The organism is Streptomyces sp. NPDC059454, assembly GCF_042749965.1.
Classification (GTDB): Bacteria; Actinomycetota; Actinomycetes; order Streptomycetales; family Streptomycetaceae; genus Streptomyces.
In genome coordinates this window covers 55,799-71,527 of record NZ_JBHYVC010000036.1, presented here as the reverse complement: position 1 = coordinate 71,527, position 15,729 = coordinate 55,799, and the positions used below count along the sequence as shown (strand labels likewise).

14 protein-coding genes and 1 pseudogene are annotated in these 15,729 nt (G+C 70.0%); 7 read left to right on the top strand and 8 right to left on the bottom strand.

Going from position 1 to position 15,729, the window contains the following annotated elements:
- Nucleotides 1-98: 98 nt before the first annotated feature.
- Entirely contained in the window at nt 99-2,591 is a 2,493-nt protein-coding gene (gene fxsT, locus ACFXAE_RS23475; protein WP_384718072.1) for an FxSxx-COOH system tetratricopeptide repeat protein, read from the bottom strand.
- Nucleotides 2,592-2,636: 45 nt separating this feature from the next.
- Nucleotides 2,637-3,140: a hypothetical protein gene (locus ACFXAE_RS23470; RefSeq protein ID WP_384718070.1), complete on the bottom strand. Its 504-nt coding sequence runs from the start codon at nt 3,138-3,140 to the stop codon at nt 2,637-2,639.
- On the opposite strand from ACFXAE_RS23470, the gene ACFXAE_RS23465 reads away from it, so the two are divergent.
- On the top strand, nt 3,141-3,800 hold the full coding sequence (locus ACFXAE_RS23465) for a hypothetical protein (RefSeq protein WP_384718068.1): 660 nt from the start codon (nt 3,141-3,143) through the stop codon (nt 3,798-3,800).
- Between the two features lie 100 nt (nt 3,801-3,900).
- Here the strand turns inward: ACFXAE_RS23465 and ACFXAE_RS23460 are convergent, their stop codons facing one another.
- Together ACFXAE_RS23460 and ACFXAE_RS23455 are read right to left on the bottom strand one after the other, a co-directional pair.
- On the bottom strand, nt 3,901-5,331 hold the full coding sequence (locus ACFXAE_RS23460; protein WP_384718066.1) for a tyrosine-type recombinase/integrase: 1,431 nt from the start codon (nt 5,329-5,331) through the stop codon (nt 3,901-3,903).
- A gap of 794 nt (nt 5,332-6,125) precedes the next feature.
- Nucleotides 6,126-7,175 carry a tyrosine-type recombinase/integrase gene (locus ACFXAE_RS23455; protein ID WP_384718078.1) on the bottom strand — a complete coding sequence of 350 codons (1,050 nt, stop codon included), beginning with the start codon at nt 7,173-7,175 and terminating at the stop codon, nt 6,126-6,128.
- 229 nt (nt 7,176-7,404) lie between these two features.
- Between ACFXAE_RS23455 and ACFXAE_RS23450 the strand changes: the two are divergent.
- Nucleotides 7,405-7,851: pseudogene (locus ACFXAE_RS23450) on the top strand (DUF4291 domain-containing protein); the annotation flags it as partial.
- A 36-nt stretch (nt 7,852-7,887) separates the two neighbouring features.
- Nucleotides 7,888-8,628, top strand: coding sequence for an SDR family NAD(P)-dependent oxidoreductase (locus ACFXAE_RS23445; protein WP_384718064.1), 741 nt, complete (start codon nt 7,888-7,890; stop codon nt 8,626-8,628).
- Nucleotides 8,629-8,653: 25 nt separating this feature from the next.
- On the opposite strand, the gene ACFXAE_RS23440 is transcribed toward ACFXAE_RS23445, so the two are convergent.
- From ACFXAE_RS23440 to ACFXAE_RS23430, 3 genes are all read right to left on the bottom strand, one after another.
- The gene (locus ACFXAE_RS23440; protein WP_085570927.1) at nt 8,654-8,833 is read right to left on the bottom strand and encodes a hypothetical protein; all 180 of its coding nucleotides are present in this window, start codon (nt 8,831-8,833) and stop codon (nt 8,654-8,656) included.
- Nucleotides 8,834-8,969: 136 nt separating this feature from the next.
- Nucleotides 8,970-9,845, bottom strand: coding sequence for an undecaprenyl-diphosphate phosphatase (locus ACFXAE_RS23435; protein WP_384718062.1), 876 nt, complete (start codon nt 9,843-9,845; stop codon nt 8,970-8,972).
- A 165-nt stretch (nt 9,846-10,010) separates the two neighbouring features.
- Nucleotides 10,011-10,481, bottom strand: coding sequence for a winged helix-turn-helix transcriptional regulator (locus ACFXAE_RS23430; protein WP_384718060.1), 471 nt, complete (start codon nt 10,479-10,481; stop codon nt 10,011-10,013).
- A gap of 115 nt (nt 10,482-10,596) precedes the next feature.
- Here ACFXAE_RS23430 and ACFXAE_RS23425 point away from each other — a divergent pair, with 115 nt between their 5' ends.
- Nucleotides 10,597-11,766: a thiolase family protein gene (locus tag ACFXAE_RS23425; RefSeq protein ID WP_384718058.1), complete on the top strand. Its 1,170-nt coding sequence runs from the start codon at nt 10,597-10,599 to the stop codon at nt 11,764-11,766.
- Nucleotides 11,767-11,781: 15 nt separating this feature from the next.
- Here the strand turns inward: ACFXAE_RS23425 and ACFXAE_RS23420 are convergent, their stop codons facing one another.
- Nucleotides 11,782-12,558 (bottom strand): TVP38/TMEM64 family protein, encoded by a 777-nt coding sequence (locus ACFXAE_RS23420; protein WP_384718056.1) that lies wholly within the window; start codon nt 12,556-12,558, stop codon nt 11,782-11,784.
- 49 nt (nt 12,559-12,607) lie between these two features.
- Between ACFXAE_RS23420 and ACFXAE_RS23415 the strand changes: the two genes are divergently transcribed.
- From ACFXAE_RS23415 to ACFXAE_RS23405, 3 genes are all read left to right on the top strand, one after another.
- Nucleotides 12,608-13,390 (top strand): DNA alkylation repair protein, encoded by a 783-nt coding sequence (locus ACFXAE_RS23415; RefSeq protein ID WP_384718055.1) that lies wholly within the window; start codon nt 12,608-12,610, stop codon nt 13,388-13,390.
- A gap of 245 nt (nt 13,391-13,635) precedes the next feature.
- Entirely contained in the window at nt 13,636-14,805 is a 1,170-nt protein-coding gene (gene tuf / locus ACFXAE_RS23410; RefSeq protein ID WP_384718053.1) for an elongation factor Tu, read from the top strand.
- Between the two features lie 74 nt (nt 14,806-14,879).
- A complete protein-coding gene (locus ACFXAE_RS23405; protein ID WP_384718051.1) occupies nt 14,880-15,725 on the top strand; it encodes a spermidine synthase in 846 nt (281 codons plus the stop codon).
- Nucleotides 15,726-15,729 lie beyond the last annotated feature (4 nt).

The window sequence follows — 15,729 nt, the reverse complement described above, 5'->3', positions numbered from 1 at the left end:
GAGGCCCTGCCTTCATGCCCGCAGTCCGCCGCGATCACCCGATCGAGACTCCCGTTCGACGCCCGCCTCTCAAGACCGGAACGACAACAGCTACTCAGTCACGCCGGCCAGGTGCCGTCGTCGCGTTTGGCCATGGCGTAGGCGAGATCCTCTCGAACGGCACGAGTCAGCGAGTGGTCGTTGCCCAGCAACTGCTCGCAGTTCGTGAGGGTCTGCTGGTACAGGGGGATGGCGCTGCCTAGGTCCCCTGCCTCTTGGTAGGCAAGGGCGAGGTTGTTGCTGGCGATCAGGGTGTCGGGGTGGCCTTCACCCAGCACGCGCAACCGATCGCTGAGGGTCTGTTCGTACAGGGGGATGGCGCTGCCTAGGTCCCCCGCATCCTTGTACACGCTCGCGAGATTGCTGCGGGAGGTCATTGTGTCGGGGTGATCGATGCCCAGTACTTGCTCGCGGTCCGTGAGGACCTGCTCGCATAGGGGGATGGCGTGGCCCAGGGCACCTGCCTGCAAATAGGCGACGGCGAGGTTGCTGCGGGAAGTCAAGGTGTCGGGATGGCCTTCGCCTAGTAGGCGCTCGCAGGCTGTGACGGTCCGCTCGTACAGAGCGATGGCGCTGCCTAGGTCCCCCGCCTTCTCATAGGCAAGCGCGAGATTATTCCAGGAGGTCAGGGTGTCGGGGTGGTCTTCGCCCAGTACACGCAACCGATCCTTGACGGACTGAACGAGCAAGGGGATGGCGCTGTCCAGGTCCCCCGCCTCCTCATAGACGCTGGCGAGGTTGTTGCGGGAGGTCAGTGTGGCGCGGTCGTCTTCACCCAGCAGACGCTCGCAGTCCGTGACGGTTTGCTGATAGAGAGGGATGGCGCTGTCCAGGTCCCCTGCCTTCTGATAGGCGAGGGCGAGGTTGTTGCGTGAGGCCACGGTGTTGGGATGATCTTCACCCAACAGGCGCTTGCAGTCTGCGAGGGTTTGCTCGTGCAGGGGGATAGCGCTGCCTAGGTCTGCTGACTCCTGGTAGGCAAGGGCAAGGTGGTCGCGGGAGGTCAGGGTGGCGGGATTGTCGTTGCCCAGCAGGCGCTCGTAGGCCGTGACGGCACGCTGTAGGTGCCTGATCCCCCGGGCGGGCAGGCCCTGTTTGATCAGGGAAGTCCCGGCTGCATGGAGGAGGAGGGCCGTGTTGCTGGTGTCGGTGTCTGGGGTGGTGTGGTCGGCGAAGGCGTCGATGTGGGGGAGCAGGTTTCGCCAGGTGGGCCAGGTGGCGGGGTCATCCACGGTGGGGGGCAGAGCGTTACACAAGTTGCTGGCGGCCCGTTGGCGGGCGAGGTCGATGTTGTCGCGCCTGCGGCGGGGGTCGTCGGGGTCGGGGGTGCGGGCGACAGCCGCGACGAGACGGTGCATGGCCAGGGTGCTGGTGCCGGGGTCGGGGTTGATCATGCTGTAGGCGGTGAGCAGGCCGATCGCCTGGTTCAGCGCGGGTGGGTCGTTGAAGCCGTCTACGAGGGCAGCGGGGATATTTTCGGCGGCGTACCAGGCCATTGTGCGCAGGAGGTCGATGGCTGCGGGCTGACGGGTGTCGATCTGCTCCAGGGTGATGTCCCAGATGCGGGCGATGGTGCGCTGGGCTGGGGTGGTGGCCCCGCCGTGGCCGTACATGTCCGCTGGGTGCTGGGCGAGCAAGCCCAGGTAATCACGGGGTGTGCTGAGTGGGTTCTGGGCGAGGTAGGCGGCTACCTGTTCGATGGCTAGGGGCAGGTGCCCAAGTACGGCGCACAGGTCGGTGGCGCCGTCCAGATTGCGCTGACCGGTGATGTGAGTGAGCAGGGCGATGGACTCAGCCTCGTCCATGACGTCGAGGCGTACCAGTGTGGTGGCGCCGATCCAACCGGTGGCGAGCCGGCTGGTGATCAGAATGCGGCCGCCAGTGGCGCGGGCGCTGAGGGTGGCGATATCGGCGGGATCATTGACGTTGTCGAGGATGAGCAGCCAGCCTGTGTGGCTGGCCAGCCATTGCAGCCCCCACTCGGCGAGTGCCTCGGTTGGCAGGGCGCTGGCTAGGGCGGGCTGCAGGGCGGTAGCAAGGCTGGCCAGTCCTTGCTGGACGTTGGCGGGGTTGTCGGCGGTGATCCAGCGCACCGGTGTACAGCCATGGGGTCGGGTGCCGGCCCAGCAGGCGGCCAGAGCGCTCTTGCCGACTCCGCCCAGCCCATGCACTACTTGCACCAGCGTCGTACCAGGGGCGCCCGAGGCGCCGTCGAGGCGGGCGAGGTCGCTGGAGCGGCCGACGAAGTGTCCCTGCTGGTGCGGCAGGTTATTCATGCCCGCAGGGGCGTCCACCTCCGAGGGAGGTCGCATTGCCTCGGGCGGGAGGTGGACGGTGGGGTTGTAGATGCCGGTGACGGCGATCCCGCCGTGGGTGGCAGTCGCGTTCCCGCTCTGGATCACAACCTGCCCGGTAGCCGGGGCTCCGGGCGCCGCAGCCGACAGGTCGTCGCGGGGAGCCCACCATGTGAATCGGCTGCTGCCTTCCGTCGCCTCCGCAGGCGCGGCCGGTTCGCTGGTGGAGCCGCGCCTGCCCCTCCGCCATCGGACCATGTCAGCTCCTTGGCTTGCCTCAATCGGCTGCGGTGTTCTTAGCAATCAATCGTTGACAATGCCACTGACAGCGCCGGAGCCGGGCCCCTCGGCTTCGGCGTCCCCTGTGTTCACCGCCGTCGCAGGGCCGGTCTGGCCGCCGCCCGTGCGTTTGACACCGGTGACAGCGCTGCCACCCTCACGGGCGACGGCCTTCCCCGTTCCGATGGCCACATCACCGGTCGAAGCGGCGACGAACGACAGCATCTCCTGTAGCTGCTCAGCCGCCCGTTCCTGTCCGGGCGGTTCGAGGCTCTCCAGCAGCGCTTCGAACCGCCCCTGCCACACGCCCTCCTGCCGCAGACGTTCGACGCCTACGTCATTTGCAGTGTTCAGGACCTCGGCAGTGTGATCCAAACGCTCGAGCTCAGCATCTGCCCGCGCGGCGTCGCCGCGCGCGAAAAGATCCCCAACCCGTCTGCGCAGGCCATTCCACGCATCGGTCCCTGCGGCCTGAACCACTGCGGTACCGCCAGCCAGCGCCAGGGCCGTCAACGTCTCGACAAGCATGTGATCACCAGCTCCCTAGATGGCAACGTCCAGGTGCCTCATGTTGGGCGGCCGCACACGTTCATCACCCTCACATCTAGCGAAGCCCACACCTACCGATCCTGCAAAGCGCACCATGCTGAGCACGTTCATCCGTACCTTGCTGAGCACCTCAATGAGTACGCCGAAAGGGGGATGACCGTCTTCCTCTGTTCCAAGTGCGGCACCGCGATCACGCCGGAGCTGGCCGGGCTGGCCGCCGTCCCCGACCCCTCCGACGACGAACACGACCGGGACAAGGAGACACACCGGGCACCCTCCACCGTTCCGCGGGGCCACTACGCGATCGATCCTGAGCCCTGGGGGCCTCCCTACGTCGTGCAGGACGATCAGGAGGACCCGAAGCCGGCTCAGTCCCGAGGGCCGCTGGTCTGCCGCGAGGAGGGCTTCGTCATCTCTGCGGGCGTCCCGGGCACGGTGCTGATGCACCCTGAGGACGCCCCCGACCTTCAACCGCTGCCTAACTGGGAGAACAGCACCGGCTGCTGCGGGCCGACGGGTGACGAAGGACTCAACCGAGCCTGTCCATGCGGCGCCCCGGTCGCGACGCTAGCGGCAGACTACTTCGAGCCCTACGAACTGCACCTCGACCCCGTCCGAACCTACGCGTTCTCCCAGTAGGCACGCTGAACGGCCGCCCCGGAGCGCGACACGCCCGGGACAGCCTCTTGGCCGGCGACTTCACGACTACTTTCCGTTGCGAAGGCACTTCGATGACGAGCTAAGCGTCAAGCTGGGCTGGTTCGGATAAGCAGGCGTGCTCGTGCGCGCACGGAGTGCCGTAGGGACGACCACAGGAGCCGAGTTCCACGCGGCGCTTGTCGAAGTGCTCCTGGAAGTCCTCCCACTCGTCCCGGGTCGGCTCCCGGTACTCCTCCACTGGTCGCGTTCCTCGGCGTCGGGCGAGGAACTGGTGGTAGTGGCTGATGACGTCCTCGTCGAAGACCGCGACGTAGCCGCGGGTAGTGCGGATGTCGAGGTGCCCGAGCAGGGCGGCACCGATATGAATGGGCAGACCGTTGTTCACCAGCTCGGTCGCGAACAGACGTCGGAAGTCGTGCGGGGCGAAGTGCACATTGGCGAACTCCGGGTGCGTGGCGGCCAGCTCATTGCAAGCGCGTCGGACGATGCGCCATACCGTGGTGCTGGACATGCCGCGCTGGCTGCTGCTGTGGACGGTCTGGAAGAGGTAGGGCAGCTCCTCGCTCCACACCTTCTCGTGCAGGTCGTATCGGGCGCAGACCGGGACGGTGCCATGTTCCTCGCGGTGGCGGCGGATGACCTGGGCGATGACGTGGAACAACTCGGCCGACATCGGGATGACGCGTTCACGGTCGCTCTTGGACGGGCTGACGACCAGGAGCGCGACGACCTCGCCGTTCGGGCGCTGGTACTGCCGGACGCTGAGGTGGCTCAGTTCGGTGAGTTCCTCGGCGCGCAGGCCGGCCAGCCGGAGTGTCTCCACGACGGCCCACTGCCAAAACGCGGCGTTCTCGTCCTGGGAGACGCGTACGAGGTCGCCAGTGGAACGATTGACCACACGGACCGGGGGCCGGTTGTGGCGCTCGTTGCAAGACACCCGCAGCCATGTGGTGCCGTCGTGCACGAACTCTTCGCCGGGTCTGACGCTTTGCGCGGCCTTCAGCAGCTCTCTGCGCTGGTGCCAGGTGTCGTTGACGTGCTGGGAGAGGATCGGCAGCAGCGGCTGACGGACTCGCGTGCGGTTGGCGATCCGTTCGTTCAGGCGGCGTCGGCGCAGCTGGAAGTGGCGCAGGTCGGCGTCCCGGACCGGGCAGGGCGCGACCCATTTCGCCCACCGCTCGGGCTCGGCGACGGACCAGGTGTGCAGGTCGAGGTAGAGGGACCGGACCGCCAGCAGCGGGCCGTCCATGTCCAGGCGCGGCTTGCCGCCGGGCAGGACCAGCAGCTTCTCCTTCCACTGTGTGAAGGTCTCCTCCGACAGCCGCAGGTCGACCTGGTCGGGATTGATCTCCTCGATCACCTTCCAGAACGTCTTGACCAGGCGGGTGATCAGATGCCGCAGAGTCGAGTAGTCCAGCTCGGCGGAGCGGCGGCGTACGTACTCCACCAACAGGTCCCGCACCTCGCGGTTGCGCAGCTGATGGCGGTCTACGGCTTCCTCGATCGACAACTGCCCCCCGGGTGACAGCAGCCCGCAGGGTTCGCGGAGCGGAGCGCGGAAACTGCCCCATCTCGTGCAACACCGGCCAGGCCAGTGTGCCGGAGAAGGTGCCGGACTCGGCGTCTTCCCCGGCCAGAGCATGGGCTCGGCATTCGACGGCGTAGTGCAGCAGGGCCTCGGGCGTGAGCCCGTCCAGGTCGATCCCGAAGACCGTCAACGCGTAGCAGACGTCGGACTTCGCCCGGCCACGACGGGAGGAGCCGACGGGCAGCTGATCGACCCGCTCGCAGAACTCCTCCAGCCACGGATCATTCGCGATGCTGCGGAACCACGGGGTGTAGCGGGTGAAGGTGTTGGAGCGCAGGCCCAGCAGCGCGGGTCGGATCAACCGCATGGCGAAGCAACGGCCCGCCGCCGCGCTCAGCCGACGACTCAGGGCACGGTCGTCGCCTGCGACTCGGCCGACGGGAATGCCCGCATCGTGGCCGACCGCTTCCCAGCGCTCCTGCCAGGTATCTCCGGGAAATCCGGTCAGATAGCCGAGGAACTCCTGCATTTCTTGACGTGCTCGCCACGTCTTGGAGCCGGCAGGCAGGAAGTGCCCGATGACCACCTCGGTGATCTCCTCCACCGAGGCCGTCGCGAAGTCTCCAAGCGAGCGAGGCGGCCGCATCGGCCGTGGTGGAGGGGCGGGAATGATGGCAGTGGGCTCGAAGTTTCCGGTCGACACCCGGCCTTCGGCATTCTCATGACGGCGGACCCGGTTGGTCGTCGGGCCTTGAAGCCGCAGGCTGTCGCCGACTTTAGCGCCCGGCACCGAACACCGCCTCGATGTCGCTTGCCTCGTATCGCTGCGGCCACGTGGTCGGCTGGACCGGGCGTGCGTAGTGCTCTGCGAGCTTGTCCACCAGGTCGTCCAGTCCGACCACGGTGTAGAGGGCCGTGGTGCTGATATGGGCATGTCGCAGGATCGTCTGCACCTCCACCAGCGTCAGCTCCGGGTCGCGGGCGAGTCGGGTCGCGGCGGTGTGCCGCAGGTCGTGCAGCGTCCAGTTCGCCCCGATCGCTTCGTCCGCGCGCTGGATGATGCGGCGGGCCGCCCAGTAGGTCAGCGGTCTCGGCTGGCCGCGGCGGGTGCGCCAGAGTGGCATGCCGTCGGGTGGGAGTCCGGCCTCCTCCAGGTAGGCGGCGAGGTGGGCGAGGGCCTCGGGCGATACCGGGACCGGTTGTCGGGCCCGGCTGCCTTTGGAGATCACCCACAGCTGACCCTTGGTCCAGTCGACGTCTCCGAGTTCGACCCCGAGCAGTTCGGAGGCTCGGGCGCCAGACGAGACGTAGCAGGACAGCAAGGCCCGGTCCCGTGCGCACTTCATCTGGGTGAACAGTTCGTCCCACTGGTGGTCGGGCAGTGCCCGCGGTTGCCGGGCAGGCACCTTCGGCCGCAGCCGGCCGCGCCGGTACGCGGCGCGAGCCTCGATGGGCGACAGGTGCGCGAGCGCAGCACGGCGTGCCCTGTTCTCAGGCACCGGGTTCACCACCGGACCCCGGCCGAAGTGCAGGTGAAAGGCGTAGAACCCATGAACTGCCGAAAGGTTGTGAGCGATGGTCGCCGGTGCGTACCCGGCCGGAAGCGTCGGCTTGCCCGTCTTCGGGTTCACCGTCCCGGCCCGGTGGCCACCGGCCCGGCGCTGGCGCTGTGGGTTGCGAGCCAAGCGGAGCCAGCCCACCAACGCGGCGGTCTCCGCCTCGGTGGCCTGCTCCCAGCCCACATCCAGTGCCCAGAGCACCCGGTACCAGCGCAGCAGGTCAAAGCCGTAGCTGCGACATGTCAGCGGGCTGGCATCGCCCAGCATCCGGTCCCGGAGGTAACTGCTGACCGGCTCGATCTCCCGACCAGCAGCATCCACCACTCGCCACGGCAGCGAAGGCGACTCGCCTTCTACCACCGCCCCTATCCGGGGCAGCCGTACCCGGCCGTCGATCAGATCTCGATGAATCGAAGGAGCTTCATGCACACCCGCATGCTCGTGAACCAAGGTCACGGAGTCGAGCCGTGGCCTGAGCTAGTGCAGTCAACTGACCAAGCCGTCCTTCCTGTGGATGATGTACCGCTGTGGATGGGGCGCGAAGAAGGACCAGGAGACCGTGCTGGCCGTGGAAATCAGCCGGGAGGGGCTCGTCTGGGCGTTGCGGAACGCGTGTCTGTCGCACTACGTCCCCGTGCTGCACGGTGACGCGGCGGCCTGGAAGCGCGAGTTGCGGCAGGCGCCCGCGCGGGTGCAGTGGGACCCGGAGCGGGATCTCCGTCTCGACCCGTTGCCGTACCGCTCGCTCCAGCTGGGGCTCGCCGGGGAGGCGGCGGTTCGGTACGCGGACGAGTGGATCGTGGGCATCGAGGACGTGACACCGCTCGCCACCGAGATCCACGCCCTGGTGCGGGAGGGGGAGTTCGACCGTGCGGCCGGGCTGCTGCCCGAGGAGCGCTCCTATCCCCTCGACGACGACGTGCTCGCGCGTCTGCGAGCCTGAGGATCCTCGTTCCGCGCTCTTCGCCTGGAGGCATTCATGAAGCGTCTTGTCACGGTGGTCACCGGGGGCAGCCGGGGGATCGGTGCCGCGATCTGTCTGCGGCTCGCGGCGGAGGGGCACGACGTGGCGGTGAACTACGTCCGGGACTCCGCGGCCGCCGAGGACGTGGCGGAGAAGGTGCGGGCGGCCGGGGCGCGGGCCGTGACCGTGCGCGCGGACACGGCCGTCGAGGCGGACGTCGAGCGGCTCTTCGAGGTGGCGGAGCGGGAGCTCGGACCGGTGACGGGGCTGGTGAACAACGCGGCGGTCACCGGGCCGCTGGGACGGTTCGCCGAGGTCGGGACGGACACCCTGCGACGGGTCGTCGACGTCAACCTCATGGGGACGCTGCTGTGTTCGCGGCGGGCGGCGCAGCTCATGACACCCCGGGGCGAGGGCGTGATCGTGAACATCTCCTCGGGGGCCGCCACACTGGGCAGCCCCGGTGAGTTCGTGCACTACGCGGCGACGAAGGCCGCCGTCGACGCCCTGACCCTCGGCCTGTCCAAGGAGCTCGGCCCGGACGGCATCCGGGTCAACGCGGTCGCGCCGGGCGCGATCGACACGGAGATGCATGCCGCCATGGGAGCCCCGGACCGTGCCCGGGAGATGGCCGGGAACGTGCCGCTGCGGCGGGTGGGACGGGCCGGGGAGATCGCGGCGGCCGTGGCGTGGCTGATGTCGCCGGACGCCTCGTACACCACGGGTGCGGTGCTGAGAGTGGCGGGCGGGCGCTGAGCCGTACCGCGAGGGCGGAGGAGGATCAGGCCGCCTTGACGACGCGGCCGCGGATCGCCGCCGCCCACTCGACCACCAGCAGTTCGTACTGCTCGCGCTCCTGGGCGGACAGGGACCCGCCCGCGCGCAGCCACAGCGCGCGGATCTGCTCGTTGACCTCGGCGGCGGACCGCGCGGAACCAGGGGTCACTAAGTCGGGGGACATGCGGACAAGCCTAGGGCCAGGGACTGACAGTGCGCTACCGGACGGCTACGCGCACCGTATGTCTTCGGTCACGTGCCCGGGTCACGTTCCCGTCCCGGGGCATGTTCCCGCCCCGGGGCCGCGTCTTTGCCGGAGGTCAGCCCGCCGACTCCGCCGCGTGCGGGCTGAGGGCGCCCGTGGCGACCAGCACGATGATGACGATGCCGAGCGCGATGCGGTACCAGACGAACGGCATGAAGCTCTTGGTCGAGATGAACTTCATGAACCAGGCGATCACCGCGTACCCGACCGCGAAGGCGATGACCGTCGCGAAGAGCGTCGGGCCCCAGGAGACGTGACCACCCTCCGCGGCGTCCTTCAGCTCGAAGAGGCCGGAGGCGAGCACCGCGGGGATGGCGAGCAGGAAGGAGTAGCGGGCCGCGGCCTCGCGCCGGTAGCCCATGAACAGACCGCCGCTGATGGTGGCGCCGGAGCGGGAGACGCCCGGGATGAGGGCCATGGCCTGGCAGATGCCGTAGATCAGACCGTCCTTGACGGTCAGGTCCCCGAGTTCCTTGCGCTGCTTGGCCACGCGGTGCCGGCCGCCGCTCTCGCTCCGCGCCGCGAGACGGTCGGCGACGCCGAGCACGATGCCCATGCCGATCAGCATCGCCGCGGTGAGCCGCAGATCACGGAACGGACCCTCGATCTGCTCCTTGAGCGTCACCCCGAGCACACCGATCGGGATCGAGCCGACGATGACGAGCCAGCCCATGCGCGCGTCCTGGTCGCGGCGCATCTCCTTGTTCGTCAGGGAGCGGGTCCAGGCCGACAGGATCCGCCCGATGTCCTTGCGGAAGTAGATCAGGACCGCGGTCTCCGTGCCGATCTGGGTGATCGCGGTGAAGGCCGCGCCCGGGTCCTCCCAGCCGGAGAAGGCCGCGGTCAGCCGCAGGTGCGCGCTGGAGGAGACGGGCAGGAACTCGGTCAGCCCCTGGACGAGTCCGAGGATGAGTGATTCGAACCAAGACATGAGGTAGCGGAGTCCAAGTGCCGATCGTGGGACGGGCGACGGGCGCACCTCACCGCCGTGGACGGTGATCGATGATCAGGTGCGCCGAGGGGGAAGCGTAGCGCCCCAAGATGACAGCCCCGACACAGGGGCTTCACGACCGCGCCCTTGGCGGAAAGTGGTGGCTCAGGCCGCCGTGGGGCCATCCACCGTCCACCCCGGCGCCTGCGGGTGCGAGGTCAGGTCCTCGTGACGCGCCTCGTCGCCACAGGCCCGGCAGGTGACGACCGGGACGAATTCGTTGCCGCAGGCGTGCTCGAGCACCATGGGCAGGTCGCCGTCCGGGTGCAGGTGGCGGTCGCCCCACTCCTTGAGGGTCAGCAGGACGGGCTCCAGCTCCAGCCCCGCCCGGGTGGGCCGGTACTCGAAGCGCCGCGGGCGCTCGCTGTAGGGGTGCTTGGCGAGGATCCCGGCGTCGACCAGTCGCCGCAGCCGGGTGGCCAGGATGTCGCGCGGAGCGCCGATGTTGCGCACCAGCTGGTCGAAACGGCCGTTGCCGAGGCACACCTCGCGCAGGACGAGCAGGGAGTACTTCTCGCCGACCAGTGCGAGCGTGTCGGCGATCGAACAGGGGCGCGGGTCTTTGGGGGCGGCCATACGGCCGAGTCTAGGTGAGGGTTTGCTTTTCCAACTCACAGGGCTATGGTGAGTTCGGATTTCCTACTCATCGGTACGTCGTCCTGGACCGGTCCCGGCCAAGGAGGCCCGCACCATGCGTGACGCAGTAGTCGCCGAAGCCGTACGCACCCCCATCGGCAAGGGCAAGCCGCAGGGCGCCCTCGCCCATGTCCACCCCGTCGAACTCCTCGCCCACACCCTGCGCACCCTCGTCGAACGCTCCGGCGTGGACCCCGCGCTGATCGACGACGTCATCGGCGGCACCGTCGACCAGGTCGGCGAGCAGGCCATGAACACCACCCGCTACGCCGTCCTGTCCGCCGGCCTGCCGGAGTCCGTCCCGGCCACCACCGTGGACCGCCAGTGCGGCTCCTCCCAGCAGGCCGTGCACTTCGCGGCGCAGGGCGTCATCTCCGGCGCGTACGACCTGGTCGTCGCCTGCGGCGTGGAGTCCATGAGCCGGGTGCCGATGTGGTCCAACGTGCCGGCCGGCAAGGACCCCTTCGGCCCCGGAGTCGCCGAGCGCTACCCGGAAGGGCTCGTCCCGCAGGGCATCAGCGCCGAGCTCATCGCCGCCAAGTGGTCGATCACCCGTGAGCAGATGGACACCTTCGCCGTCTCCTCGCACCGCAAGGCCGCCGAGGCCTGGAACGCAGGGCTGTTCGACGCCGAGGTCGCACCGCTCGACGGCGTCACCCGCGACGAGTGCGTACGGCCGGACAGCACCACCGAGACCCTGGCCGGCCTGCGTCCCGCCTACCACGACCCGGTCTTCGCCGAGCGCTTCCCGCAGATCGAGTGGAACGTCACCGCGGGCAACGCCAGCCCGGTCAACGACGGTGCCTCCGCCGTGCTCATCACCTCGAGCGAGACCGCCGCCCGCCTCGGCCTGCGCCCGCTCGCCCGGCTGCACAGCTTCGCCGTCACCGGATCCGACCCGCTGCTGATGCTCACCGGTGTCGTCCCGGCCACCGAGAAGGTGCTGCGCCGCGCCTCCCTGTCACTCGACGACATCGACCTGTTCGAGGTCAACGAGGCGTTCTCCAGTGTGGTCCTGGCCTGGCGGCAGGAGACCGGCGCCGACCCGGCCAGGGTCAACGTGCACGGCGGCGCCATAGCCCTCGGCCATCCGCTCGGCGCCAGCGGCACCCGGCTGACGACGACCCTGGTCCACGCGATGCGCGAACGCGGCGCCCGCTACGCCCTGCAGACCATGTGCGAGGCGGGCGGACTGGCCAACGCGATGATTCTCGAACGGATCTGACGCGCCGCCGTCGGCTCACCGCCCGCGCAACTGGTGCCGCTTGCGCCACGCCACCACCGCGCCCGCCAGGCCCGGTACGGCGATACAGGCCAGCGCGATCAGAAAGGCCGGGGACGTCGGCGTCGAGGCGCGGGCGCCGGCCACCACGTAGGCGGCGGTGTTCGGGATCGACCCGAGCGCCGTCGCCAGCAGGAACGGCAGCAGGCCCATGCGGGAGACGGCGGCGCAGTAGTTGGAGGCGGCGAACGGGATGCCCGGGAACAACCGGGCCGCCAGCATCGAGCGGAAGCCGTGCCGGCTCAGCTGGTCGTCCGCGGCCTTCAGCCAGCGTCCGCGCAGCAACGGACGCAACGCCTCCTGGCCGAGCGCCCGCCCCAGGCAGAAGGCCAGCCCGGCGCCCAGCACCGTGCCGCCCAACGCCGCACCCAGGCCGAGCTGGGAGCCGAACAGCGCCCCCGCGGCGAGGTTCAGCAGCGGGCGCGGCACGAACGCCACCGTGCACACCCCGTAGGCCACCGCGTACGCCACGACCGCCGCGGCCCCGCCGAGCTGTGCGGGCCAGCCGTCGGTCAGCAGTCGCTGTGGCTCGAACGCGAGCATCAGCGACACGGCGGTGAGGAGCAGGGCGACCAGCAGGGACAGCCGTGACCACGGCGACAGCAGGACTCTGGCGCAGCGGGCGGCGAATCCCGTGGCGGTGGCCGGCGGGAGCGGTACCGCGAGGTCCGTGGCGGTGGCCCGGGGAGAGGCCGTGGCGGCGGTGCCCCCAGAGCGGGTGGTGGCATCGAGCATTCGGTGACACTAACCGACACATGTGTGTGATCGCCGTAGTGTTCGTCTCATGCACGTCACAGAGGACGGTACGGCGACACCGTGTGTGCCGGGCAGTCCGCTCGCCGACACGGTGCTGGAGCGGCTCACCGCCACGTACGGGCCGGCGGCCGACCCGGAGCGGGCCGTGGCCATGCGGGCGTACATGAAGGACGTCACCCCCTTCCTAGGTCTGACCACCCCGGTCCGCCGCGCCCTGTCCCGCACCGTCGTGGAGGGGCTGCCCCGCCCCGACGAGACCGACTGCACGGCCGTCGCCCTGCGCTGCTGGGAACTGCCCGAGCGCGAGTACCAGTACTTCGCCGTGGACTACCTGCGCCGCCACGTACGGCACTGCTCCTCCGGCTTCCTGCCCGTCGCCCGGCACCTCGTCACCACGGTCCCGTGGTGGGACACCGTCGACCTGCTCGCCGCGCACGTCGTCGGGGCGCTGGTCGCCGCCGACCGGAGCCTCACCGCCGAGATGGACGAGTGGATCGGCGACGACGACCTGTGGCTCGTCCGCACCGCCCTGCTCCACCAGCTGCGCTTCAGGGAACGCACCGACACCGCGCGCCTCTTCGGCTACTGCCTGCGCCGGTCCGGTCATCCGGACTTCTTCATCCGCAAGGCCATCGGCTGGTGCCTGCGCGAGTACGCCAGGACCGACCCCGACGCCGTACGGGCCTTCCTGGCGCGCGAACAGGGACGGTTCGCGCCGCTGTCGGTGCGGGAGGCGCTGAAGAACATCGGCGCGCAGCCGCCCGGTCCGGCGCGGAAAACCATTCGACGCGGGGCGGGGCGTCGGCAATGATCGACGCCATGTTCCGGTACGCCTTCCACCTCGCAGCATCCGCGGTCGCGGATGCCCCGAAGGCTGCCGTTCCCGCTTTCCTCGCCGCAGTCGACGGCGCCCGAAGCTGACCCTCCCCGGATCGTCCGGCGGACCCCCCAGGGGGAGGGTCGGCCGGGTTCCCGGGGTCCCCGTCCCGGCCGCGCGCCGATCCGCCGCGCCCGGGGCCATCACGCGTCACCATCGAGAGGCTTCGAGGTACCGCCATGTCCAAGACGGCGTACGTCCGCACCAAACCGCATCTGAACATCGGCACGATGGGCCATGTCGACCACGGCAAGACCACCCTGACCGCCGCCATCACCAAGGTCCTCGCCGAGCGCGGCTCCGGCAGTTTCGTCCCGTTCGACCGCATCGACCGGGCGCCGGAGGAGGCCGCGCGCGGCATCACCATCAACATCACGCACGTCGAGTACGAGACCGACACCCGGCACTACGCGCACGTCGACATGCCCGGGCACGCCGACTACGTCAAGAACATGGTCACCGGCGCCGCGCAGCTCGACGGGGCGATCCTCGTCGTCTCCGCGCTCGACGGGATCATGCCGCAGACCGCCGAGCACGTGCTGCTCGCCCGCCAGGTGGGCGTGAACCACATCGTCGTCGCCCTCAACAAGGCCGACGCGGGAGACGAGGAGCTGACCGACCTGGTCGAGCTGGAGGTCCGGGACCTGCTCTCCGCGCACGGCTACGGCGGCGAGTCCGCACCCGTCGTACGGGTCTCCGGGCTGAAGGCGCTTCAGGGCGACCCGCGCTGGACGGCGTCGATCGACGCGCTGCTCGACGCGGTGGACACGTATGTGCCCATGCCCGAGCGGTACCTGGACGCGCCGTTCCTGCTGCCGGTGGAGAACGTGCTCACCATCACCGGCCGGGGCACCGTCGTGACCGGCGCGGTGGAGCGCGGCACGGTCCGCGTCGGCGACCGGGTCGAGGTGCTCGGCGCCGAGGTGGAGACCGTGGTGACCGGCCTGGAGACCTTCGGCAAGCCCATGGAGGAGGCGCAGGCCGGCGACAACGTGGCGCTGTTGCTGCGCGGCGTGCCGCGCGACGCGGTGCGACGCGGGCACGTGGTGGCCGCGCCGGGCAGCGTGGTGCCGAGCCGGCGCTTCACCGCGCGGGTGTACGTGCTGTCGGCCCGCGAGGGCGGCCGTACGACACCGGTGTCGACCGGATACCGGCCGCAGTTCTACATCCGCACGGCGGACGTCGTGGGCGACGTCGACCTCGGTGAGGCGGCGGTGGCGCGGCCCGGGGACACGGTCACCATGACCGTCGAGCTGGGACGGGACGTGCCCCTGGAGTCCGGGCTCGGGTTCGCCGTCCGCGAGGGCGGACGCACGGTCGGCGCCGGCACGGTGACGGCGGTCGGCTGAGCGGCGGACGGCCGCCCGCTCCCGGACAGGGGGGCGGGCGGCCGCCCGTACGGACGACGGCACACAATGGGACGGTGAGCGAGCCCATCCCCGTGACCCGCGTCGTCGATCACGGCACCGCCAAGCTGATGCCCGACGTGGACCGGGAGCGGGCCTGGCTGCTCACCGTCGACGGTGCGCCGCAGTCGTACGTCGACCTGGACGAGCCGACGCATCTGGAGTTCGAGTACACGCGGCGGCTCGGGCACGCCCTCGACACCGTGGGCGAGCCGGGGCGCCCGCTGGACGCCCTGCACCTCGGCGGCGGGGCGCTCACCCTGCCCCGCTACCTGGCCGCCACCCGCCCCGGATCCCGGCAGCACGTCGTGGAGTTCGACCGGGGACTGCTGGAGCTGGTCGCCGAGCACCTGCCCCTTCCCGCCGGCGCCGGTGTCACCCTGCACGCGGCGGACGCCCGCGCCTGGCTGGAGGCGGCCCCCGACGACAGCGCGGACGTCCTGGTCGCCGACGTCTTCGGGGGCTCGCGGGTCCCGGCGCACCTGACCTCCGTCGCCTACGCGCAGGAGGCCGCGCGCGTCCTGCGGCCCGGCGGGGTCTATCTCGCCAACCTCGCGGACGCGGCCCCGTTCGCCTTCCTCCGCTCCCAGATCGCCACCCTGGGCACGCGGTTCGAGGAGCTGGCACTCATCGCCGAGCCGGGAGTGCTGCGCGGCCGCCGCTTCGGCAACGCGGTCCTGGCCGCCGCCCACCGGCCCCTGGACATCGCCACCCTGTCCCGTGCCACCGCCGCCGACGCCTTCCCCGCGAGGGTCGAGCACGGCGCGGCCCTGCGGGACTTCACGCGCGGTGCGCGCCCGGTGCGGGACGAGGACGCCGTGGCGTCACCCGAACCCCCCGCGGGGGCGTTCGGCATCGGCTGACGCA